Origin of the sequence: Mycobacterium sp. NPDC051804, assembly GCF_044452905.1 — a bacterium.
Taxonomy (GTDB): domain Bacteria; phylum Actinomycetota; class Actinomycetes; order Mycobacteriales; family Mycobacteriaceae; genus Mycobacterium.
In genome coordinates this window covers 906,455-926,401 of sequence record NZ_JBITCD010000002.1, presented here as the reverse complement: position 1 = coordinate 926,401, position 19,947 = coordinate 906,455, and the positions used below count along the sequence as shown (strand labels likewise).

General features: G+C 63.7%; 23 protein-coding genes. 13 read left to right on the top strand and 10 right to left on the bottom strand.

Annotation, left to right across the window (positions count from 1 at the left end; genetic code table 11):
• Nucleotides 1–6: 6 nt before the first annotated feature.
• From mddA to ACIA48_RS10175, 3 genes are read right to left on the bottom strand one after another with little or no spacing between them, the layout of a single operon-like run.
• Nucleotides 7–780 (bottom strand): methanethiol S-methyltransferase, encoded by a 774-nt coding sequence (gene mddA, locus ACIA48_RS10185; protein WP_396730301.1) that lies wholly within the window; start codon nt 778–780, stop codon nt 7–9.
• A gap of 25 nt (nt 781–805) precedes the next feature.
• Nucleotides 806–1,486, bottom strand: a complete 681-nt coding sequence (locus ACIA48_RS10180) for a metalloregulator ArsR/SmtB family transcription factor (protein WP_396730299.1) — start codon at nt 1,484–1,486, stop codon at nt 806–808.
• 44 nt (nt 1,487–1,530) lie between these two features.
• On the bottom strand, nt 1,531–2,130 hold the full coding sequence (locus tag ACIA48_RS10175; RefSeq protein WP_396730297.1) for a TetR/AcrR family transcriptional regulator: 600 nt from the start codon (nt 2,128–2,130) through the stop codon (nt 1,531–1,533).
• Between the two features lie 77 nt (nt 2,131–2,207).
• On the opposite strand from ACIA48_RS10175, the gene ACIA48_RS10170 reads away from it, so the two are divergent.
• Both ACIA48_RS10170 and ACIA48_RS10165 read left to right on the top strand, forming a co-directional pair.
• The gene (locus tag ACIA48_RS10170; RefSeq protein ID WP_396730295.1) at nt 2,208–3,572 is read left to right on the top strand and encodes a cytochrome P450; all 1,365 of its coding nucleotides are present in this window, start codon (nt 2,208–2,210) and stop codon (nt 3,570–3,572) included.
• Nucleotides 3,569–4,195 (top strand): class I SAM-dependent methyltransferase, encoded by a 627-nt coding sequence (locus ACIA48_RS10165; RefSeq protein ID WP_396730293.1) that lies wholly within the window; start codon nt 3,569–3,571, stop codon nt 4,193–4,195. The genes ACIA48_RS10170 and ACIA48_RS10165 overlap by 4 nt, the downstream gene beginning before the upstream one ends.
• Here ACIA48_RS10165 and ACIA48_RS10160 read toward each other — a convergent pair.
• On the bottom strand, nt 4,192–5,385 hold the full coding sequence (locus ACIA48_RS10160) for a cytochrome P450 (RefSeq protein ID WP_396730291.1): 1,194 nt from the start codon (nt 5,383–5,385) through the stop codon (nt 4,192–4,194). The genes ACIA48_RS10165 and ACIA48_RS10160 overlap by 4 nt on opposite strands.
• A 96-nt stretch (nt 5,386–5,481) precedes the next feature.
• On the opposite strand from ACIA48_RS10160, the gene ACIA48_RS10155 reads away from it, so the two are divergent.
• From ACIA48_RS10155 to ACIA48_RS10145, 3 genes are read left to right on the top strand one after another with little or no spacing between them, the layout of a single operon-like run.
• A complete protein-coding gene (locus ACIA48_RS10155; protein WP_396730289.1) occupies nt 5,482–6,252 on the top strand; it encodes an SDR family NAD(P)-dependent oxidoreductase in 771 nt (256 codons plus the stop codon).
• Nucleotides 6,253–6,254: 2 nt separating this feature from the next.
• Nucleotides 6,255–6,998, top strand: coding sequence for an SDR family oxidoreductase (locus ACIA48_RS10150; protein WP_396730287.1), 744 nt, complete (start codon nt 6,255–6,257; stop codon nt 6,996–6,998).
• On the top strand, nt 6,995–7,834 hold the full coding sequence (locus ACIA48_RS10145; protein WP_396730285.1) for an SDR family NAD(P)-dependent oxidoreductase: 840 nt from the start codon (nt 6,995–6,997) through the stop codon (nt 7,832–7,834). Before ACIA48_RS10150 ends, ACIA48_RS10145 begins: the two co-directional genes overlap by 4 nt.
• 4 nt (nt 7,835–7,838) lie before the next feature.
• Here ACIA48_RS10145 and ACIA48_RS10140 read toward each other — a convergent pair whose 3' ends face one another.
• Nucleotides 7,839–8,462 (bottom strand): TetR/AcrR family transcriptional regulator, encoded by a 624-nt coding sequence (locus ACIA48_RS10140; RefSeq protein ID WP_396730283.1) that lies wholly within the window; start codon nt 8,460–8,462, stop codon nt 7,839–7,841.
• Between the two features lie 103 nt (nt 8,463–8,565).
• Here ACIA48_RS10140 and ACIA48_RS10135 point away from each other — a divergent pair, with 103 nt between their 5' ends.
• Complete coding sequence (locus ACIA48_RS10135; protein WP_396730282.1) at nt 8,566–9,129, top strand: nuclear transport factor 2 family protein; 564 nt, start codon at nt 8,566–8,568, stop codon at nt 9,127–9,129.
• 14 nt (nt 9,130–9,143) lie between these two features.
• On the opposite strand, the gene ACIA48_RS10130 is transcribed toward ACIA48_RS10135, so the two are convergent.
• Entirely contained in the window at nt 9,144–10,145 is a 1,002-nt protein-coding gene (locus ACIA48_RS10130) for an NADPH:quinone oxidoreductase family protein (RefSeq protein WP_396730280.1), read from the bottom strand.
• A 92-nt stretch (nt 10,146–10,237) separates the two neighbouring features.
• Between ACIA48_RS10130 and ACIA48_RS10125 the strand changes: the two genes are divergently transcribed.
• Genes ACIA48_RS10125 through ACIA48_RS10105 form a run of 5 tightly spaced genes read left to right on the top strand, consistent with a single transcriptional unit; the run spans nt 10,238 to nt 14,938 of the window.
• A complete protein-coding gene (locus tag ACIA48_RS10125; protein WP_396730278.1) occupies nt 10,238–11,533 on the top strand; it encodes an acyl-CoA dehydrogenase family protein in 1,296 nt (431 codons plus the stop codon).
• Nucleotides 11,530–12,549, top strand: a complete 1,020-nt coding sequence (locus ACIA48_RS10120; protein ID WP_396730276.1) for an NAD(P)-dependent alcohol dehydrogenase — start codon at nt 11,530–11,532, stop codon at nt 12,547–12,549. The genes ACIA48_RS10125 and ACIA48_RS10120 overlap by 4 nt, the downstream gene beginning before the upstream one ends.
• Before the next feature lie 6 nt (nt 12,550–12,555).
• On the top strand, nt 12,556–13,149 hold the full coding sequence (locus ACIA48_RS10115) for a TetR family transcriptional regulator (protein WP_396730274.1): 594 nt from the start codon (nt 12,556–12,558) through the stop codon (nt 13,147–13,149).
• A complete protein-coding gene (locus ACIA48_RS10110) occupies nt 13,146–14,177 on the top strand; it encodes a phosphotransferase family protein (protein ID WP_396730272.1) in 1,032 nt (343 codons plus the stop codon). The genes ACIA48_RS10115 and ACIA48_RS10110 overlap by 4 nt, the downstream gene beginning before the upstream one ends.
• Nucleotides 14,174–14,938, top strand: coding sequence for an SDR family NAD(P)-dependent oxidoreductase (locus ACIA48_RS10105; protein WP_396730270.1), 765 nt, complete (start codon nt 14,174–14,176; stop codon nt 14,936–14,938). Before ACIA48_RS10110 ends, ACIA48_RS10105 begins: the two co-directional genes overlap by 4 nt.
• Here ACIA48_RS10105 and ACIA48_RS10100 read toward each other — a convergent pair.
• Nucleotides 14,903–15,550: a TetR/AcrR family transcriptional regulator gene (locus ACIA48_RS10100; RefSeq protein WP_396730268.1), complete on the bottom strand. Its 648-nt coding sequence runs from the start codon at nt 15,548–15,550 to the stop codon at nt 14,903–14,905. The genes ACIA48_RS10105 and ACIA48_RS10100 overlap by 36 nt on opposite strands.
• Before the next feature lie 94 nt (nt 15,551–15,644).
• Here ACIA48_RS10100 and ACIA48_RS10095 point away from each other — a divergent pair, with 94 nt between their 5' ends.
• Complete coding sequence (locus ACIA48_RS10095; RefSeq protein ID WP_396730266.1) at nt 15,645–16,784, top strand: acyl-CoA dehydrogenase family protein; 1,140 nt, start codon at nt 15,645–15,647, stop codon at nt 16,782–16,784.
• 9 nt (nt 16,785–16,793) lie between these two features.
• Here ACIA48_RS10095 and ACIA48_RS10090 read toward each other — a convergent pair whose 3' ends face one another.
• Genes ACIA48_RS10090 through ACIA48_RS10080 form a run of 3 tightly spaced genes read right to left on the bottom strand, consistent with a single transcriptional unit; the run spans nt 16,794 to nt 19,153 of the window.
• A complete protein-coding gene (locus ACIA48_RS10090) occupies nt 16,794–17,612 on the bottom strand; it encodes a mycofactocin-coupled SDR family oxidoreductase (RefSeq protein WP_396730265.1) in 819 nt (272 codons plus the stop codon).
• A gap of 2 nt (nt 17,613–17,614) precedes the next feature.
• On the bottom strand, nt 17,615–18,448 hold the full coding sequence (locus tag ACIA48_RS10085) for a mycofactocin-coupled SDR family oxidoreductase (RefSeq protein WP_396730263.1): 834 nt from the start codon (nt 18,446–18,448) through the stop codon (nt 17,615–17,617).
• A gap of 3 nt (nt 18,449–18,451) precedes the next feature.
• On the bottom strand, nt 18,452–19,153 hold the full coding sequence (locus tag ACIA48_RS10080) for a carboxymuconolactone decarboxylase family protein (RefSeq protein WP_396730760.1): 702 nt from the start codon (nt 19,151–19,153) through the stop codon (nt 18,452–18,454).
• Nucleotides 19,154–19,257: 104 nt separating this feature from the next.
• On the opposite strand from ACIA48_RS10080, the gene ACIA48_RS10075 reads away from it, so the two are divergent.
• Nucleotides 19,258–19,947, top strand: a complete 690-nt coding sequence (locus ACIA48_RS10075; RefSeq protein ID WP_396730261.1) for a TetR/AcrR family transcriptional regulator — start codon at nt 19,258–19,260, stop codon at nt 19,945–19,947.

Sequence of the window (19,947 nt, the reverse complement as noted above, 5' to 3'; positions counted from 1 at the left end):
TTGGGCTTAAGCCGATCGCGTTGTCATGGAGGACATCGGTCCGTGGTGGCGGTGGTGACGCATCAGCGGAACGAGCATCGGCACCCGCCTTCGGTAGGCGAGATACCGTTCGCCGATGGCCGCGACGAGGTCGCGCTCCTCGAGTTGCACTGCGATGAGGATGTACGCCGTGGTCGCCACCGCGAAGAGGAGATGGCCTGCAGTCATTGTGGGAGTGGCCCAGAACGCGACGATGAATCCCAACATGAGTGGATGCCGCACGATTCGGTACAACAGCGACTCCCGGAATGGCAGATCTGTGTATGGCTGTCCACGCCACGCGAGGTACACCTGCCTCAGCCCGAACAGGTCGAAGTGACTGATCATGAACGTCGACAACAGGACGACGATCCATCCCAGCGCGAACAAGGTCCACAGTGCGACGGCGCCAGGTGCCCATGTCACGTCCCAGACAATCGCGGGCATCGTTCGCCACTGCCAGTACAGCAGAAACAGTGCCAGGCTCGAGAGCAGTACGTAGGTGCTGCGCTCAATTGTCTTCGGTATAAGGCGAATCCACCACCGCTTGAACACCGGCCGAGCCATGACACTGTGCTGGATAGCGAATACGCCGAGCAGGAGCACATTCACCAGGATGGCTTCCGTGATCGGTGCGTCGACGGCGCGGTCGATGCTGCGTGGCACGACGAGGTTGCCGACAAAGCCAATTGCGTAGAGGAATGACGCGAGAAAGGCGACGTAGCACACGGCGCCATAGCCGATGGTGAGTAAGCGCTTCATTGGGAACCTCCTCGTACCTGACTGATTACTTCTCTGCGCGCACCGGGCGCCCCGACAGCCACCACTCTGGGTAGCCCTCGGTGAGGCGGTGCGCCTTGAGCCCGTTCGCGCGTAGCACTTCGACTGCTTCGTCGGCGTAGACGCAATAGGGTCCGCGGCAGTACGCCACGAAAGCCTTCTCACGGGGGAGTTCGGTGAGACGTGCCGGTAGATCGCTCACGGGGATCGATCGCGCGCCGGCGATATGCCCGGCCGCGAACTCCTGCTCCGGCCGCACGTCGAGCACTACGACTTCGTCGTTGGTCATGCGCCGCGCCAACTCGTCGGGCGTCACCGCCTCGAAGCTGCTGCGCTCGCCGAGGTAATCGTTCACCACGCGGTCGACCTCGGCGAGATGTTCCTCGGCGGCAGCCCGCAGGGTCAGCATCAAGCTCACCACTTCGGGGCCTGCCACGCGGTAGTGAACGAACAGTCCTTCTCGGCGGCCGAGCACCAGTTGTGCCTGCCGCAGCAGTTGGAGATGCCGGGACGCGTTCGCTATTGAAAGTCCGGTTTCGTTTGCCAGTGATTCAACGGTGCGCTCTCCCTGGGCCAAGACTTCGAGCATCTCGAGGCGGTGCGGGCTCGCCAGCGCCTTCCCGATCCGGGCGAACTCCGAATAGAGGCGGTCTTTGAAGTCCCGTTTGGCCTCGGGGGCGATAGTCACCTATTCAATATAGTTATTGAATAGCCTGTTGGGAACCCCCAGTCTTACGATGCGAGCGCTCCGATGACGCGGAGAGCGTCGAGCGTGTCGGCGGCGTTCGGTGGGGCATCGGGGTCGGCGATCCACTGGAGCATCAGGCCGTCGCACACGGCCATGAGAACAGACGTGACCGCGGCCAGGTTGTCGGGTACCTCCACGCCGCCGTCCTGCATCGCTTTGGTCGCAAGCCGCACTGCGGACTCGCGCACGTTCGCATAACCCATCGCCATCCGTTGGCGTAGCTCGTCGGATCGCAAAGCAGGAGCATATGTTTCGACGCAGGCATGCACTGAGGATCGCAACTCGGCGAACGAGTCGACGGCCGCGCTGACGATCGCTTCGAGCTGCTTGCGGGGGGAAAGGCCGGCGGCGTCGACAAACGCATTCTCGACGCGTTGGTTCCACATCCCAAAGCACTGACCCAGCGCCTCGGTGACGAGTGCGTCCTTGCTGCCGAAGTGGTAGTTGATGGATGCCACGTTGGCGTTTGCAGCTCTGGCGATATCTCGCGAGGTGGTGGCTGCGTAGCCGCGTTCGGAAATGCACGCCAGGGCACCTCGCAGAAGTCGCTCCTTGCTGCCGATGTCGGCGGACGGTTCTTGCACAACCACAGCATACGTGATAAACAAACGTTTGAATGAAACAAGCGTTTACGCGATTCAGCGTGTCGAAGGAGCTACCCGTGAAGCCGGCGTATCCGCCCGGGCCACGCTGGCCCGCGGCAGTGCAGAGTGTCCTGTTCCAGCGCCGCCGCGCCTGGCTGCTTCCGGCGATGAGGCGTCGGTATGGCGATGTCTTTTCGCTTCGGGTCCCGCCCTACGCCGACAACGTCGTCGTGTTCAGCAGTCCGGAGCACATCAAGGAGATCTTTGCCGGCGATCCGGTCGACTTGCATGCCGGTGAAGGCAACCAGGTGCTCGGTCCGGTGATGGGTGCGCATTCGGTGCTGCTGACCGACGAGCAGGAGCACGCCCGTGCCAGACGCCTCCTCATGCCCGCGTTCAACGGCGCATCGCTGCGCGGGTACGGCGAACTCGTCACCGAGATCGTCCGGTCAGAGGTGAACGACTGGAGCGCATCCCGCGAAATCGTCGCACTCGACCGAATGAACGCGGTGACCCTCGAAGTGATCATGCGCGTCGTCTTCGGCGTCACTGACCGGCGCACTCGCGACCAATTGGCGCCGCGGCTGCATCGGATGGTCGATATCAGCCCGATCGTGCTGCTGGGTTGGGTTTTTCCGAGCCTCAATCGCCTTGGCCCGTGGAAACGTTTCCGCCGCAACCAAATCGAAGTCGACTCATTGCTGTACGCGGAGATCGGCAAACGTCGTCAGGCGCCCGATCTCGACGAGCGCACCGATGTGCTGTCTCGGCTGCTGCAGGTGGGCGGCGAAGCAGGTGACACGCCGCTGACTGACGAAGAGTTGCGCGATCAGTTGGTCACCCTGCTTCTCGCGGGCCATGAAACCACCGCTGCAGCACTCTCGTGGACGCTGCACGAACTCGCCATCCATCCCGAACTGCAAGAGCGGGCCGCCGTCGCCGCCCGCGACCACGACGACAAATATCTCGAAGCGACTCTGAAAGAGAGCATGCGGCTGCATCCCGTGATCGCCTCCACCGCACGCAAACTCACGCGAGACCAAGTCATCGGTGGATGGCAACTCCCAGCTGGCACTGTCGTGAACACGTCGATCATCCTGGCGCACCAGCGCCCAGAGAATTTCCCTGATGCATTGACGTATAGGCCAGAACGGTTCCTGGCCAACGAGGTCGAACCGAATACCTGGCTGCCATTCGGTGGCGGGGTGCGCCGCTGCATTGGTGCCGGTTTCTCCTTGATGGAAGGAACCGCAGTGTTGCGCGAAATCCTGACGCGATACAACTTGGCGCTCCCTGCTGGTGCTGAACCCGAGCAAGGTCACGTCCGCAATATCACCAACGTGCCACGGCGCCGCGCACGCATCGCGATCTCACCCAAGGCCCATGTCACGGGTGAAACCAGTCAGCCCGATATCAGCGCAGGGAAGGGATTGTCGAAATGACCCAGACACAAGCCCACACCGATCGGTGGCTTCGATATTGGGACAAGAAGGCCCGTGGATACGACCGCGAGATGAGATTCTTCGAACGCGTGCTTTTCGAAGACTCCCGGGTCTGGGCGTGTTCACAAGCCGGCGGCGACGTGCTCGAGGTCGCCGTGGGTACGGGGTTGAACCTGCACGCCTACCCGCCAGGTGTCCGCTTGACCGGCATCGATCTCAGTGAGCAGATGCTGGACATCGCCCGAAATCGCGCACATGAACTGGGGCTGGATGTGGATCTGCGCCAAGGCGATGCACACAGTCTGCCGTTCGGGGACGCGACGTACGACGCCGTCGTGTGCACGTTCGGACTCTGCGCGATTCCCGATATCGATGCCGCATTGGACGAGATGAGTCGGGTGCTCAAGCCCGGCGGTCGGCTCATCCTGGTCGACCACGTGGAGAGCTCGTCACGGATTGCCCGTGTCGTCCAACGTGCGGCCGAGGTCGTCACGGTCCCGATGGCCAGTGAGCACTTCCTGCGCCGCCCGCTGTCCAAGCTCCGCGAGCGGCCGTTCGAGATTGAGCGTTCCGACCGATTCAAGCTCGGAGTCGTCGAACGCCTCGTGGCCCAAAAGCGCTAAGCCGAGCCGACGACCGCAGGCATGCTGTCCCACCCGCGCACCGTCGAGGTGCGTGACCGGACCGCCCCGGTCATGTCGATGTCCCAATCGGGCCACCGCTTGAGCACCTCTTCGAGCGCAACGCGGCCCTCGAGGCGGGCCAGGGGAGCGCCCACACAGAAGTGCGCACCGCGCCCGAAAGTGAGGTGACCGCCGGGCTTTCGGTGAATGTCGAAGGTGTCGGGATTATCGAAGTGCCGTTCGTCGCGGTTGGCCGAGGCCAGCATCATGAGCAGGGCACTTCCGGCAGGGATCACCTTTCCCTGGAATGCGACATCCTCGGCCGCCACATAGCGCGCGACGTGCGGTCCCGGCGGTTCGAACCGGAGCAGCTCCTCGATCGCGGCAGGAATCCGGGAGTGGTCAGCGGCGAGTTCTTTTCGTTGATCGGGATGCTCACCCAGGACCTTGCCCATCCACCCGAAGAGACGGCCGGTCGTCTCCACCCCGGCGCCAGCGACGACGGCGAGGAACACGATGAGTTCCTGCTTCGTCAGCTTCCGCGTGGCGCCAGTCTCGTCCTCGAACTCCACGTTGAGCAGTTCGGTGATCAGGTCGTCGGACGGGTTGTTCTCACGCCACTCGACGTATTCGCCGAACATCTCACCGGTGAAGTAATGGTCCTTCTGGATCTCCATCGGTTTGCCTGGGTCGTTGCGCAGCACCCGGTTGGCGTGCGCCCGGACCGCGGGCTGCTCGGCGTCCGGGATGCCGGCGAGCATACCGATGGTGCGCATCGGTAGTTCGGCTCCGAGGTCCTGGACGAAGTCGAAGCGGTTTCCCCCGACGAGAGGGTCGAGGCACGCGACACAGAACGCACGGATCTTGTCCTCGATGGCCCGCATCTTCTTCGGGGTGAAAGCTCTCGACACGATGGCACGGTGAATGGTGTGCAGTGGTGGATCTTCGTTGATGAAGATGCCCGGAGGCATGACGGGATCCGCCATCACGACCTCCAAGATGTCGCCCTTGGCCGAGCTGAGCCGCATCGTATCCTTCAGCGCCACATCGACATCGGCGTATCTGCTCACTCCCCAGAAGTCGTGCCGCTCGTTGTAGTAGACGGGACACTCGTCCCGCAGGCGTCGGTAGGTCGGGTAGGGGTCGAGGTCGATGTCGAAGTCCCACGGGTCGTAGTACAGGTCGTTCAACGTCGGCTCCTGGGCTGGTTGCGATACTGCGCTGTACGGTCGTACAGTAATCTATCGCTGTACGACCGTACAACCACGAATCCACGAAGGAGCAGAATGGGCAGCCGGTTCGCACTCGATGGCCGCGTGGCACTCATTACTGGTGGCGGCACCGGCATTGGACGAGCCGCCGCGCTGGTCCTCGCAGAACACGGCGCCGACGTCGTACTTGCGGGCCGGCGCCCGGATCCGCTCCATGCGACGGCAGAAGAGGTGCGGAAGATGGGTAACTTTGCACTGGCGGTGCCGACAGATGTCACCATCGCCGCGGCCTGCCGCGATCTGGTCCAGACGACCATGTCCGAGTTCGGCAGGCTCGACATCTTGGTCAATTGCGCCGGTGGCGCCGAAACGAAGTCGATCTTGAAGTGGCCCGACGACGATTTCGAGAACGTGCTCGCACTGAATTTCAAAGCGGTATGGCATCTTTCGAAAGCGGCGGCCAAACCGATGATGGCGCAGGGGAGGGGTGCGATTGTCAACATCTCATCCGGCGCGAGCCTGTTGGCCATGCCACAAGCTGCGCCCTACGGCGCGGCCAAGGCGGCGGTGAACAACCTGACCGGCGCGATGGCCGCCGCGTGGGCCATGAAGGGTATTCGCGTCAACTCCATCGCCGTCGGTGCTGTACGTGCTGCGACGCTGACCGACGACGCCGCGCGTTACGGGCTGGATCCCGAGGCGATCGCGATGACCAACGGCCTCGGTCGCCTCGGCGAACCCGACGAGATCGGCTATGGCGTCTTGTTCTTCGCGTCCGACGCGTCGAGCTTCTGCTCGGGTCAGACGCTCTACATGCACGGTGCACCAGGAAACGCGGGGGTGTGATCATGGGTCGGACAGCAGTGGTTACCGGGGGCGGATCGGGTCTGGGGCGGTCGATCAGCCTCCAGCTCGCGGCCGACGGACATCGCGTCGCTGTGCTTGACGTGAACCACGAAAGCGCTGAGGCGGTCGCCGCCGAGATCCGGGCCGCGGGAGGTGTGGCCGAATCAATCGCGGTCGACGTGTCCGACGAATCCGCAGTCGAATCGGCCTTCGCCGCGGTGCGTGCCGCATTCGGGGCCACGGAGATCCTAGTGACCAGCGCCGCGATAGCGGGCTTCACGCGGTTCGACAGGATCACACTCGATGAATGGAACCGATATCTGGCGGTGAACCTCACCGGCACATTCCTCTGCGCCCGGGCAGCACTGACCGACATGGTCGCGGCGCGATGGGGGCGTATCGTCACGATTTCCTCGGCCGCGGGCCAGCAGGGCGCTCCCGCGCAGGGGCACTATTCCGCCAGCAAAGGGGGAGTAATCGCGATGACGAAGACCATCGCGCTGGACTATGCGCGCAAAGGCATTACGGCCAATACGGTGCCGCCGTTTGTCATCGACTCGCCGATGCTGCGGCAACAGCAGCGAGATGGCAGGCTGCCGGCGACCGAGGCTCTGACACAGACCATTCCCGCTCGGCGTCTGGGGGATGGTGACGACGTCGCCGCGGTGTGCTCGTTTCTCTGCTCGGAAGGGGCCGGCTACGTCAACGGTCAGGTGATCGGTGTCAACGGAGGAGCGGTCGTATGACGTCTGCACCCCCTATCGCTGTGGTGACGGGTGCCAGTCGAGGTGCGGGTGCGGGGATCGCGCACGCGCTGGGCAGTCACGGCTGCACGGTGTACGTCACCGGCCGGACCCGAAGCGGCATCGACTCGACGGCCGGATTGGTGAATGCCTCAGGCGGACAGGGCATCGCGGTACAGGTCGATCATGGCGACGATGAACAGGTTCGAGTGCTGTTCGAGCGCATCAGCGACGAACAGGGCCGCTTGGACATCCTGGTCAACAACGCGGCGGTCATCCGTGACGAGATGATGGGCCGGACCAAATTCTGGGAGGAGCCCTTGTCCGTCCTCGATACGTTGAAAGTCGGACTGCGCAGCAGCTACGTGGCCACGGTGTACGCCGCACCACTGATGCTTTCGCGGCAGCGCGGTCTGGTGGCGTTCTCGTCGTCCTCGGGCGCGGTGCATTACGCGTTCGGCCCTGCCTACGGAGTACCGAAGGCTGGGACCGACAAGATGGCGGCCGACATGGCCTTCGATTTCAGGGAATTCGGCATCGCCGCCGTATCGATCTGGATGGGTTCACTGCTCACCGATCGCGTGCGAAAGATCGTCGCCACCAATCCCGACAAGTTCGGTCACATCCTGGAGACCGCGGAAACGCCCGAGCTGACCGGCCATGTGATCTGGGCTCTCTACAACGACCCGGAGTTGATGGCGCTGAGCGGGCAGACACTGATCGGCGCGGAACTGGCGGTCAAGTATGGAATTGCTGACGATGGCGGCCGTCAACCACCTTCGTACCGTGAACTTTTCGGCGTACATCCCCATCGGCAGATCGCGCATGTGATGCGCTGACGGTTCAACGCCCTCGTTTGGACGGCGCCCTTCGCTTGGGTCGCGGCTCCACGGCGTCGATATAGCGTTCAAAAGCCTCGGTGACCTCGGCATGCGCCGACTTGACGCCGATGCCCTTCTCGAGATTGAGGAACTTAGGGAGACCCGACATCAGCAGCTGAAGGGCGGGCAACGACAGGTTGCCGATCGGTCGCGCATCCTTGCCGAATTTCGTGACGAGAGCGTTCAACTGGACCGTGCGCACGCTCTCGGTCACGGCGGCGATCTCATTGCGGATGGACTTGCGGTGGTTGCCGAGCGCCATGAACTCCGTGATGAGCGCACCTGTCGCCTCGTCCCACGAGTATTCCCAGACCGCGCGCAGCGGATCATCCGAACGGCGCTCGAGCGCTTCGGTCAGAAGTGCCAGATTGCGGTCCGAGTAGCGCCTGATCGCCGCGACGAAGATGTCGTCGAGATTGGGAAAGTAGTACTGGACCAGGCTCGGCGTGACACCTGCCTTCGCGGCAAGTGCTCTATAGGAGACGCTTGCGTAACCTTCTTCGAGCATCATCTTTTCGACGCAGTCGAGCAAGTTTTCGCGCGTTTTCGAGGTCTCCGCGCCCACGCGTCGCGCCGATGTCGCCATGGCACTCCATTCCAGTCGTCATTTTATTCTGCTATACGATCGCCTGCTGTACAGTCGTATAGTGTCGCCGGTTGCGGTGACCTACTCTTCTGGCAGGAGAACGATGACCGTCGACACCGACTTGGACTGCCTTGCGCGCGACGTGCGGTACCTGATGGATCGCACGGAAATCCTTGATTGCATCTCGCGCCACGCCCGCGGTTGCGATCGCCACGACATCGACCTGATTTCGTCGGCCTACCACGCAGACGGTGTGGACGAACACGGTCACGCCGTCAACCCAGGCCCGGAGTACGGCGCGTGGGCCAATGAAACGCATGCGGAGACATCGCGGGTGCACACTCACAACATCACCACCCACACCTGCGAGATCGACGGCGACACTGCCTATGCGGAGAGCTATGCGATCGTCGTCCTGATCGGCAACGACTCGAAGAGCGCCCAGTTCATCACAGGCCGGTACATCGATCGGCTGGACAGGCGCGATGGCCGGTGGCGTATCACTGTTCGCCGCTCGACGGTCGAAGGAATGTTCCTCGCCGATGCCAGAGTCCTGCAATCGTCGTTCTTCACCGAGAAGGGATATCTAGTCGGAACGCGCGACCGCTCCGACCTTTCCTATCAGCGGCCGCTGACCATCGACACCCCGGCGCCGGCTCGCTGGTGACGACCCTATGGGCGTCAATTTTTCATATCGACGACGCACTTGCCCAGCGTCTTTCGCGCCGCCACACGCGTCAATGCAGCGGGGAGTTCGTCGAAGGGCACTGTCTCGATCACCGCTTCGCGTAAGGCGCCGCTTTCCATCATGGTCGTCAAATTTTGCAGGATGTCCTCGACGTGTTCCTGCGAGTAGCCGGCGGCGAGGACGCCGACAAGCGACGTGTTCATGAGCGTCATCATCTGTACGTCGACCGTTGGCCAAGCGCCGCTGGCGAATCCGATCGCCAGATGCTTCCCGCCACGCGCGAGCGCGCTCATCGCGCTGGTGCCCTGCGCCCCGCCGACCGGGTCGAAGACGATGTCGACCCCCTGCCCATCGGTGAGCTCGCGCAGAGCCTGCGCGAGCGATCGTCCGTCGGCGAGAGTGTCGTCCCTGCCGACGAGCACGTGGTCGGCGCCGTAACTCCGGCAGAACTCTGCGCGGGACTCTTCGCCGACGACTGCGATCACCTTGGCGCCAAGCGCCTTTCCCAGTTGTACCGCCGCGGTGCCCGTGCCGCCCGCAGCGCCGAGCACGACGAGCCGCTCTCCCTCCCACAGCTGGCCACGGTCTACCAAGCCCATCCACGCGGTCATGTTGGGAATCCAGAAGCCCGCGGCCGCCGCGTCATCCATGGAGTCAGGGGCGGGTAGGACTGTCGTCGCTGACGCGAGCGCCTCGGCGGCGAATGAGCCGTTGCCGTTCATGAAGTCGCTGACGCCCAGCACCCGTGTACCGATCGCGATGTCGACGTCGGGGCCGACCGCGGTCACTGTGCCCGCCAGTTCCTGACCGGGCGTGAACGGCCCTTGGGGAGTGAGCGGGTAGGTACCGCGGCACATCAGGACGTCCGGCAATCCGATTCCTGCGGCGGACACCTCGATCTTTACCTGGCCGGGTCCTGGGTCGGGTAGTTGACGGTCGATCATCCGCATGACGTCTTCGGGTTCGCCGGCCCCGTGCACCTGCCATGCCTTCATCGCTGATCCCCACTCGGTCCGTGTCCTTGCCAATCTAGATCACACCATGATTACACTGTAATTTAAAGATCGGATCGATAGTGGGGTGGACCATGGCTTGGGACTTCGAAACCGATCCGGAGTTCGCCGAAAAGCTGGCATGGATGCGCGGTTTCATCGACGACGAGGTGATTCCGCTCGAACCCGTCCTGGCCGAGCTGCCCGCCGACGAATGGGCGCTGGTCAAGCGGCACCTGCAGGAGCAGGTGAAAGCGCAGGGGCTGTGGGGCATGTTCCTGGATCCGAGCCTGGGTGGCACCGGCGAAGGGCAGCTCAAACTGGCGCTGATGTCGGAGATCATCGGCCGCTGCATGGTGTCGATGGAGCTGTTCGGCGTGCAGGCGCCCGACAGCGGCAACATGGAGTTGCTCGCCCACGGCGCAGATGACGAACAGAAGCAGCGGTGGTTGTACCCGAACCTGCGTGGGGAGATCTCCAGCGCATTCGCGTTGACCGAACCGTTCTTGGCCGGCGCCGACCCGACGATCATCGCGACGACCGCGGTCCTCGACGGCGACACCTGGGTGATCAACGGGCACAAGTGGTTCACCACCAACGCGTCGTGCGCCGACATCATCTTGGTGGTCGCCGAAACCGACCCGGCGGGTCGGCCGCATCGGCATGCGTCGATCTTTGTCGTGCCCGCCGGCACACCCGGCATGGAGATCGTGCGCGAGATCCCCACGATGGCTCATCCCGCCCCCGAGTACGGGCGCAGGGGTAACCACGCCGAGGTGGTATTCACCGACTGCCGCGTGCCGTCGGGGCATCTGATCGGCGCGCGCGGCGAAGGCTTCCGGCTTGCTCAGCAGCGCCTCGGCGGTGGGCGAATCCATCACGCGATGCGCTGGCTCGGACAGGCCCAACGTGCATTGGACATCATGGGGGAGCGAGCCGTATCGCGGCAGTCACACGGCCGGCTGCTCAGCGAGCACCAGATGGTTCAGGACTACGTTGCCCTGTCGCACATGGAGATTCAGGCCGCGAGGCTGCTGACGTTCCAGACGGCGTGGAAGATGGACCGGCTCGGCGCCGCCGCCGTCCGTGCCGACTTGGGCATGGTCAAGGCGCACGTGTCCAAGGTGGTGCTCGCAGTCCTCGACCGCGCCATCCAGGTCTGCGGCGCACTCGGCTATTCCGGCGATCTCCCGATCGAGCAGTGGTATCGGACCACCAGGTTCGGATCGATCGGCGACGGCCCCGACGAGCTGCACAAGTCGGTGCTGGCACGCCACGTGCTCAAGCAGTACCGTCCTGTCGAAGGGTGGCCGACCGAGCATCTGCCATCGCGCCGCCCCGCTGCGCAACGCAAGTGGGAGCAACTGAAGCTGGAAGCCGGTGTGGCATGAGCATTGCCGATACCCAGCGGGTCATGGTGATGATGTCGCAGGGCGCGGAACCTGTGCCCGAAGAGCGGCCCGTCGGCACTCCGAGGGAAGGTGAGGTACTCGTCAAAGTCAACGCTTCCAGCGTCAACTTCCACGACACCGTCAACCTCGCCGGGCTGATCTGGGGACCATGGCCGCGGATTCCGATGACCGACGGGGCCGGCGTGATCGTCGCGGTAGGTCCCGACGTCACCGCGCTTGCCGTGGGCGACCGCGTCATGGGCGCCTTCCACCCCGGCTGGCTGGATGGCCCTCCGACGCCGGAAGCGAAAGCCGAGGTCCCCGGTGATTCCGTGGACGGCTGGTTCCAGCAGTATCGGATCGCGAAAGTCTCAGGGCTGGTGGCCAGTCCCGCCCACCTGAGCGATATCGAGGCCGCCACCCTGCCCTGCGCCGGCGTGACGGCTTGGAATGCGTTGTTAGAGGCGAGTATCGGTGACGGTGATGTCGTGGTCACCCAGGGTACTGGCGGTGTGTCGCTGTTCGCCGTGCAATTCGCACGCGCGCTCGGCGCCACCGTCATCCTGACATCATCGTCAGACGAGAAGCTTGAGATCGGATCGCGTTTGGGCGCTATGCATCTGATCAACTACCGGTCGAATCCCGAGTGGGATGCGGAGGTCAAGCGGATCACGGACGGACGGGGTGCCGACCTCGTCGTGGACCTTGGCGGCCCGGAAACCCTGGCCAAGTCGGTACGGGCCAGCCGTATGGGCGGGACGGTCGCGGTGATCGGGGTACTCACCGGTTTCGATGTGGCGCCGATCCCGGTCGCCGACCTGATGCTCAACAACATTCGCGTCATCGGAATCACCGTGGGCAGCGTGCTGAGTTTCGCCGCGCTGTGCGAGTTGATCGAGCGGGACGGGATCAGACCACACATCAGCCACGAATTCGATTGGAACGACCTCGGTGAGGCGGTTCGCGTCCTGCAGGCCGGCGAGCACGTGGGCAAGATCGCGTTGAAGATTTCGTAGCGGGATATGGCGAGCGAAATTGATCTGAGCGCGGAGCAGATTGTGCTTGCCGCGGTGGAGATCCTGCGCGAAGGCGGACTCGACTCGGTCAGCATGCGCAGCGTCGCCAACCGTCTGGGCGTGACGCCGCCTCCGGTGTACGCGCGTATCGGGAACAAGGACGCGCTTCTGGACGCTGTGGCCGACCATTTTCTCGCCGATGTCGCACCCGCCGTGGAGAGCGGCGAACGATGGCCGGACTATGCGCGGCGCTGGACTCAGCAGATGCGTCGGCGACTCGCCGAGGCAACCGACAGCCGACTGTTCGTCCAAGTCAGAAGGGCGGCTTATCTGGAGGCATCGCGACCCTTGCTGAAGTGCATGCGCCGCGACGGTATGTCGACGGATAGCGCCGTCCGTGCGTGCCGCCTTCTGACGTGGGCGACTGTTGGATTCGTCGCCATGGATCGCACCTCGTCGACGGCCCCGTCGTCGCGACGCCGGGGCCGGCCTGCGGGCAGCGATCCGGAAGGGGTCACCCCAGAGGAGGTCGACGAGTTGTTCACCGCCCACATCGATTACCTCATCGAGGGCATCCGGCGCGACGAAGCCGGCTCGTGACCGCACCACCCTTGGATTTCGACGTGCGTCGATTCAGCGCATGGCTGGGCGAGGTCACCGGCGAACACGTCGACGTCACCGTGACGGCCATCCGCGGCGGCGGCAGCTGCGAGATGTTCCGCGTCGATCGCTCCGGTGAATCGTGGGTGGTGCGTCGGGCACCGCGCGCCGCCGTGTCGTCGACTGCCCATCAGGTCATCCGCGAGGCTCGAATCATGGAAGCCCTTTCGGGGCAGGGTGTTTTGGTTCCGCGAGTGTTGGCTCGCAGCGAAGATGCTGCCGTTCTCGGGGCGCCGTTCTTCGTCATGTCCTTCGTCGAGGGCGACGTCATCCGTCGAAACGGGCTGCCGCCCGCACTGCGTGACAACCCGGACACCCAGGGGTCGATCGGTGAAGAACTCGTCGACACGCTCGCCGGTCTGCACGCCGTGGACTGGGCCAACACCGCGCTGGCCGAAATATCGCGCCCGGAAGGCTTTTTGGATCGCCAGGTGGATCGCTGGATGACCCAGCTGGACTCCTACCGGGTTCGCGATCTGGACGACGTCGACGAACTCGCGTGCTGGCTCCAGGCGAACATCCCCGACCGAGCCGATCTCACTGTCATGCACGGCGACTACAAGATCGACAACGTCATCTGGGCGCCGGCCGCCCCGCCCCGAATCGCCTGCATCGTGGACTTCGAGATGACCACCGTCGGCGACCCTCTCATCGACCTGGCGTGGGCGATGATCTTCTGGCCCGAGGACGGCAACCCCATCGCGCTGGCGGCTCCCGGCTCTGCCAACGGTATTCAGCAGGAGCACTGTCAGAAACCGGCCGAACTGGTGGATCGCTACGCCGCGGCGACGGGCCGCGACCTGTCACGGTTCGACTGGTATCAGGTGTTCAGCGCGTGGAAGCTCGCCATCGTGCTGGAGGGCTCTTACGCCACACACGTCCGCGGGGACTCCCGCAATCCGGTTCACGAGGTCTTCGGCCCTTTGGTGAATCAGCTTCTCGTCCGCGCCCGGAGGTTCGCCCGATGAACGATCCGTTGTTCGACGTCACCGACCGGGTTGTCCTGGTCACCGGGGGAAGTCGCGGTCTGGGTGCCGCCATGAGTGTGGCGCTGGCGCAGCGAGGGGCTCGGGTGATCATCGCCAGTCGCAAACTCGAAGCGTGCCAAGAACTCGCGGCGCGGATCACCGACGGCGGTGGGCACGCTCACCCGTTGGCCTGCCATGTCGGCCACTGGGAGTCGTTGAACGGCGTCGTCGATGACGCGGTGGCGAGGTGGGGCCGGCTGGACGGTCTGGTGAACAACGCCGGCATGAGTCCGCTGGCCCCGTCGTTGCTCGACACCTCGGAGACGTTGTTCGACAAGGTGATCGGTGTCAATCTGAAAGGGCCCACGCGTCTCACGGCGCTGGCCGCCACGGCGATGGGGCGTACCGGCGGCGGATCGATCATCAACATCAGCTCGGTGGCCTCGCTCATGCCGACACCGCTCACCACGGTGTACGCCGCAGCCAAGGCCGGGTTGAACGCGTTGACCAGCGCGACGGCCCGCGAATTCGCCTCGGTGGGCGTGCGGGTCAACGGGATTGTCTGCGGCACCTTCGACACCGACGCGGCGGCGGGGCTGGTGCAGAATCCTGATGTGCTGCAGGGGATCCTGAGCTCCGTCGCGCTGGGCCGCGTAGGCCGTCCCGACGAAGTCGTCGGAGCGGTGCTTTATCTGCTGTCCGACGCGTCGAGCTACACGACCGCATCACTCATGACGATTGACGGCGGCGTCGCGGGTTGAGTCCACGTCCTGAAGGGACACGGATGCCAAGCGCTTCCATTCAGCGAGCATCTGTTTGCGCCTACTCGCGTTGCGGCCCAGCATCTCGTCGACGATCGTGCCGCGCACGAGGTTGAGGGTCATCCAGAAGGTTGGCTCCAAGCGCTGAGCAGGTGCGTTCGTCCCGATCAATTCTGCGCACACCTGTAGGAGCTCCTGAGTCAGCCCGCGCTGGACCTGCAGCATGTGCTGGCGCAGTGCTTCGTCGTTGCGGATCGCCACGAACAGCTCCACCGACGCTCTGCCCAGCTCGCCGGCGAAAGCGGCCACGACGAGCTCGACGATCATCTCGGCCGGCGCGCTCGTGTCCGTCGCTGCTTCGGCCACTCGCTGCACGGCGTCTTGTTGGCGAGTGTTCAGGTGATCGATCGTTTGGGCGAAAAGTTCTGTCCGCGTCTTGAAATGATGCAGGTGCGCGCCGCGAGTGACGCCTGCGCGGGAAGCGATATCGGAAGTCGATGCGTTGACGTAGCCGACCTCGGCGAGACTCTTGATCGCCGCGTCGAGTAGCAGTGCACGGGTGCGGAGGCTTCGTTCCTGGTGCTTGTTCGGCGGCAGTTGCAGCGTGCCCACAAATTGCATTCTAGTAAGAACCTAATTACATGCTACGTTGATCATAAATTACGTTCGGCGATGAACGTAATCGCGGAATATGGGAGGAACCGAGGTGAGTCTTCGGCTGACCGACGAGCAGCAAAGCCTCGTGCAGACGGTGCGCGAATTCGCGGCGAAAGAGTGCGGGACGCGGGAACAGCGTTCGGCGCTGACGGCACAGGGAACCAAGACCAGCAACCACGAAATCGCCGTGAAGCTGGCCGAATTGGGGTTCCTCGGACTATCGATCCCGCAGGAGTATGGCGGTTCGGGAGGCGGCCTGTTCGAGGCGTGCCTCTTCGTCGAAGAGCTTGCGTACGGCCGCGTTCCGCTCGCCAGCTTCCCGGTGACGCTCATCGTTGCCCATAGTTACCTGAAGTTCGCGGGCGAGCCGATCAAGCGTGAAGTGCTCGGGAGCATCTGTGCCGGCACACCGACCGCCATCGCGATGTCCGAGCCCGGATCTGGGTCCGATGTGGCGTCGCTGATATGTCGCGCGGAGAAGGTCGACGACGGCTATCGGCTCAATGGCCAGAAGACCTGGATCTCGAACGCGCACGTCGCTGACCACATTCTCGTGGTGGCGCGTACGTCCGCAGGCGAGGACAAGCACCAGGGCATCAGCATGCTGTCGGTCCCCATATCGACTCAGGGGTTGGCGATTCACCCCATCGAGACGATGGGCGCCGAAGTGAACGACGTCTATTTCACCGACTGCGTGGTACCCCAAGAGCGTCTCGTCGGCATTGAGGGACAGGGATGGCCCCAGTTGATCGCCGGCTTGAACATCGAGCGCGTCATCATCGGCTCCATGGCCCTAGGGCAGGCGCGACGCGCCTTCGATGACACTGTGGCTTATGTCAAGGAGCGCAAGCAGTTCGGTCGGCCGATCGGTACGTTCCAGGCGCTGTCACAGCGGCTGGCGGACCTGGCCACCGAGCTGGAAGCGACAAGGCTATTGGTTCACGACGTAGCCCAGCGCGTGGACGAAGAACCAGATCGGCTGCTTCCGCGTGAAGCGTCGATGGTGAAACTGAAGGCCACCGAGCTGGCCAAGCAAGCTGCCCTCGAAGGCATGCAGATGATGGGCGGCATGGGGTATGCGACCGAATCGGGCATGGAGGAAATGGTGCGCCACACCGTTGTCGGCACCATCGTCGGCGGGACGAGCGAAATCCAGCGCGACATCATCGCAAAAACATTGGGACTCTGAGGGAAACGGCTACCTGATCGACACTCCGGCGTCGACCTTGAACTCGAGCCCGGTGACGTAGCGCGACTCGTCGGAGACCAGAAACAGCACGGCGTTGCTGACATCGACGGCTTCGATGAGCGGGGCGGGCAGCGCGTTGAGGAAGATCGGTACCAGATCGGTGCGTGCCGTCATCTGTTCATGCATCGACGGTGGTGCCATCCCGGTCATCACTCCCGTCGGATGAACGGTGTTGACCCGAATGCTCTGCGCAGCAAGTTCATTCGCCAGCGCACGTGACATACCCACGATGCCATGTTTGGCCGCCGTGTAGGGCACGTGTAGTGGTGTGCCCTTCACACCCGCCGACGAACTGATGTTCACCAGGCTGCCGCCGCCCCGTTCGATCAGGTGTGGGATCGCCGCGGCGCAGGTGTTCCAGACTCCGATGAGGTTCACGTCGACCACCACGCGCCACTGTTCTGCGGTTGTCACATCCCAGGTGCCCACCGTGAGAACGCCGGCATTGGCGACGGTAGCGTCCAACCCGCCCAGTTCGTCGGCCGCCGCGTCGATCGCGGCTTTTATTGCGGCTTCGTCGCGCACGTCGGCCACGCATGTGATCGCCGTCCGGCCGTGCTCGCGAACCAGGCGTGCGGTCTCCTCCAGATCGGCCTCACTCGACAGCGGATAGTCCAATTCGTCAATAGGAGAGCAGATGTCGACCAGGACGAGATCCGCGCCTTCTTCGGCGAGTCGGACGGCATGACTTCGTCCCATTCCGCGGGCCGCGCCGGTGACCACCACCTTCTTGCCGGCTGCGCGTCCGGCTGCATCGTTGCCCGCCACGATCAGAGCTTATTGCAGAAGCCGGCGTCGACCGGGAACGTCACGCCGGTCACGTATTTGGCTTCGTCGGACACCAGGTAGGCGATTGCGGCGCTGATGTCTTCTGGCTCGAGCATTTCGACGGGCATCGGGTTCTGCAGGTGCGGGCCACCGCCTGGGTAGTTCTCCAAGAACTCCGTCATGACTGGGTTAGTCGCCATCATCGTGTTGACCGCCGTCGGATGCACGGTATTGACGCGAATACTCAACGGCGCCAATCCATTGGCGAGCGTGCGCATGAGACCGACGACGCCGTGCTTGGACGCCGCATAACCGAGACCGCCACCTTGGACGCCGCCGAACCCCTTTAGCCCAGCCGTGGAGCTGGTGAAGACGATCGCGCCGCCACGGTTACCCGCGATCAGGTGCGGAATGCAGGCGAAGGCGGCGTGATAGCCGCCGTCCAGGTTGACAGCGGTCACCGCTCGCCATTGTTCGAGTTCCTCCTCGATGGTCAATTCGCGGAACGCCAGAGGAGAGATGCCCGCGTTGGCCAGCACGATGTCGAGGCGTCCGAAGTGGTCAACCCCCGCATCGACGGCGGCTTTGACGGCGTGGAAGTCGCGCACGTCCGCGGCAGTTCCGAGCATCTTGCCGCCGGCCTGCTCGACGAGATCGACTGTCTCGTCGAGCTCTTCGCGCGACGCCATCGGGTAGTGATTCGCAGCGATGTTCTCGCAGATGTCGATACCGATGATGTTCGCGCCTTCGCGAGCGAGCCGCACCGCGTGGCTGCGGCCTTGACCTCTGGCCACCCCGGTGATGAACGCGACGCGTCCCTCAAGTGATCTCGACACTTCTCACTGCCCTTCTTTGTTGGACGCCGATATCCGCTGCCACGAGTCGTCGGCAGCCTTCTGTAGGACACGGCCTTTCGGGAACCCCGCGTAGGCGGAGAACTGGAGGATGACTTCGTCCATCTCTGAACGGCTGATGTCGCCAGACTCCAGCGCCGACCCGACGTGCGAATAGATCGGGCCCAATGCTCCAGATACTCCGACCGCGGCCACCGTGATCAACCGACGCTCGCGGCGGCCGAGGTCGGGTCGCCGCCAGAGGTGGCCGAAGACGAACGCCAGAATGCCGGCCTGAAAGTACGGCGAATCCCGCGGTGGTGGCGGAAGCAGGTTCACGTCCAGAAAGCACTTTTCGCCGTCGTCGAGGCGACGTCCGTGATCCGTCGGCCCCAAAGACTCCAACGGGAGATCCGAACGCGGTGGAACGTCTTCGCCTCGCTCGGCGGCGAGCCGGGCGAACTGCGACCGCACCGCCCCTTCGGCCTCGGACCCGCGTGGCCACCCGCAGTACACGGCGAACTGAAGAACGAACTCCAGCAGTTCGTCATAGGTGATATCCCCGCTGGCCAGCGCCGCGTACACGTGGTCGTTCATCTGGCTGACGCTCTCCGACGCGCACACGCAGGTCAGGGTGACGAATCGCCGGTCGCGTCGGCTCAGGCCAGGACGCGCCCACACCGGGCCGAACACCGGGTCGGCGACCATCACGTCTTGATAGGCCTCCACCTGCACCACGCTTTCAATCGAAGTCTAACGACTGAAGAATAAGGCGATAGACTTAATTCGTCCAGTGTGGGATTCTGAATTCCATGTCCAAGTCCGCGCCCGTACCGGTGGGGCCGTCGGCAAAGCAGCAGCTCGTGCTCACCGCCGAGCGGTTGTTCGCACAGCGCGGTCTCGACGGCGTGCCGCTGCGCCAGATCGGCACCGAAGCGGGTATGGCGAACAAGTCGGCCGTGCAGTATCACTTCGGATCCAAGGAAGGTCTTATCCAGGCGATCCTGCTCAACCGTCTCGAGCATCTGACGCGTCGGCGACAACTCTTGGAGGCTCGCACGCCATCCGATGACCTGCGAGCCGTCGTCGAGGCGCATCAACTACCGTTGATCGAACTCGCCGAGGATGAAAGCTGTTTCTATCTACCATTTCTCGAGCAGCTCCTGCGCTACGACTACTCGGTGAATCCGCTGACCTCGCTGCCGGATGCACATCGGGAGTCACATCAAAGCTACGTCGACAGAGTCGGCGCACTGATCGACTTTGTGCCGCAACCATTGCGCGACAACCGCATCCATGATGTCTCTTCGATGTGTGTGCACGCCTGTGCCGACCGCCATCGCGCGCGCCTTGTCGGCATGCCGGTGCCGTCCTACGCTGTGCATGTGAGTTCACTTCTTGACGGCTTCGTTGCGCTCCTGGCGGCGACTCCCTCAGAGGAAACCCTCGTCGCCCTGAAGGGCGCAAGCGCGAAACGGCCGATGCTGCGCGCGCTGCCGTAG

Bases quoted from the DNA above. Each gene is read 5' to 3' on its own strand.
- ACIA48_RS10075 (WP_396730261.1), top strand. From the start codon at position 19,258: ATGTCCAAGTCCGCGCCCGTACCGGTGGGGCCGTCGGCAAAGCAGCAG.
- ACIA48_RS10125 (WP_396730278.1), top strand. From the start codon at position 10,238: ATGGCTTGGGACTTCGAAACCGATCCGGAGTTCGCCGAAAAGCTGGCA.
- ACIA48_RS10120 (WP_396730276.1), top strand. From the start codon at position 11,530: ATGAGCATTGCCGATACCCAGCGGGTCATGGTGATGATGTCGCAGGGC.
- ACIA48_RS10165 (WP_396730293.1), top strand. From the start codon at position 3,569: ATGACCCAGACACAAGCCCACACCGATCGGTGGCTTCGATATTGGGAC.
- ACIA48_RS10140 (WP_396730283.1), bottom strand. From the start codon at position 8,462: ATGGCGACATCGGCGCGACGCGTGGGCGCGGAGACCTCGAAAACGCGC.
- ACIA48_RS10135 (WP_396730282.1), top strand. From the start codon at position 8,566: ATGACCGTCGACACCGACTTGGACTGCCTTGCGCGCGACGTGCGGTAC.
- ACIA48_RS10145 (WP_396730285.1), top strand. From the start codon at position 6,995: ATGACGTCTGCACCCCCTATCGCTGTGGTGACGGGTGCCAGTCGAGGT.
- ACIA48_RS10150 (WP_396730287.1), top strand. From the start codon at position 6,255: ATGGGTCGGACAGCAGTGGTTACCGGGGGCGGATCGGGTCTGGGGCGG.
- ACIA48_RS10105 (WP_396730270.1), top strand. From the start codon at position 14,174: ATGAACGATCCGTTGTTCGACGTCACCGACCGGGTTGTCCTGGTCACC.
- mddA (WP_396730301.1), bottom strand. From the start codon at position 780: ATGAAGCGCTTACTCACCATCGGCTATGGCGCCGTGTGCTACGTCGCC.
- ACIA48_RS10080 (WP_396730760.1), bottom strand. From the start codon at position 19,153: ATGGTCGCCGACCCGGTGTTCGGCCCGGTGTGGGCGCGTCCTGGCCTG.
- ACIA48_RS10130 (WP_396730280.1), bottom strand. From the start codon at position 10,145: ATGAAGGCATGGCAGGTGCACGGGGCCGGCGAACCCGAAGACGTCATG.
- ACIA48_RS10155 (WP_396730289.1), top strand. From the start codon at position 5,482: ATGGGCAGCCGGTTCGCACTCGATGGCCGCGTGGCACTCATTACTGGT.
- ACIA48_RS10115 (WP_396730274.1), top strand. From the start codon at position 12,556: ATGGCGAGCGAAATTGATCTGAGCGCGGAGCAGATTGTGCTTGCCGCG.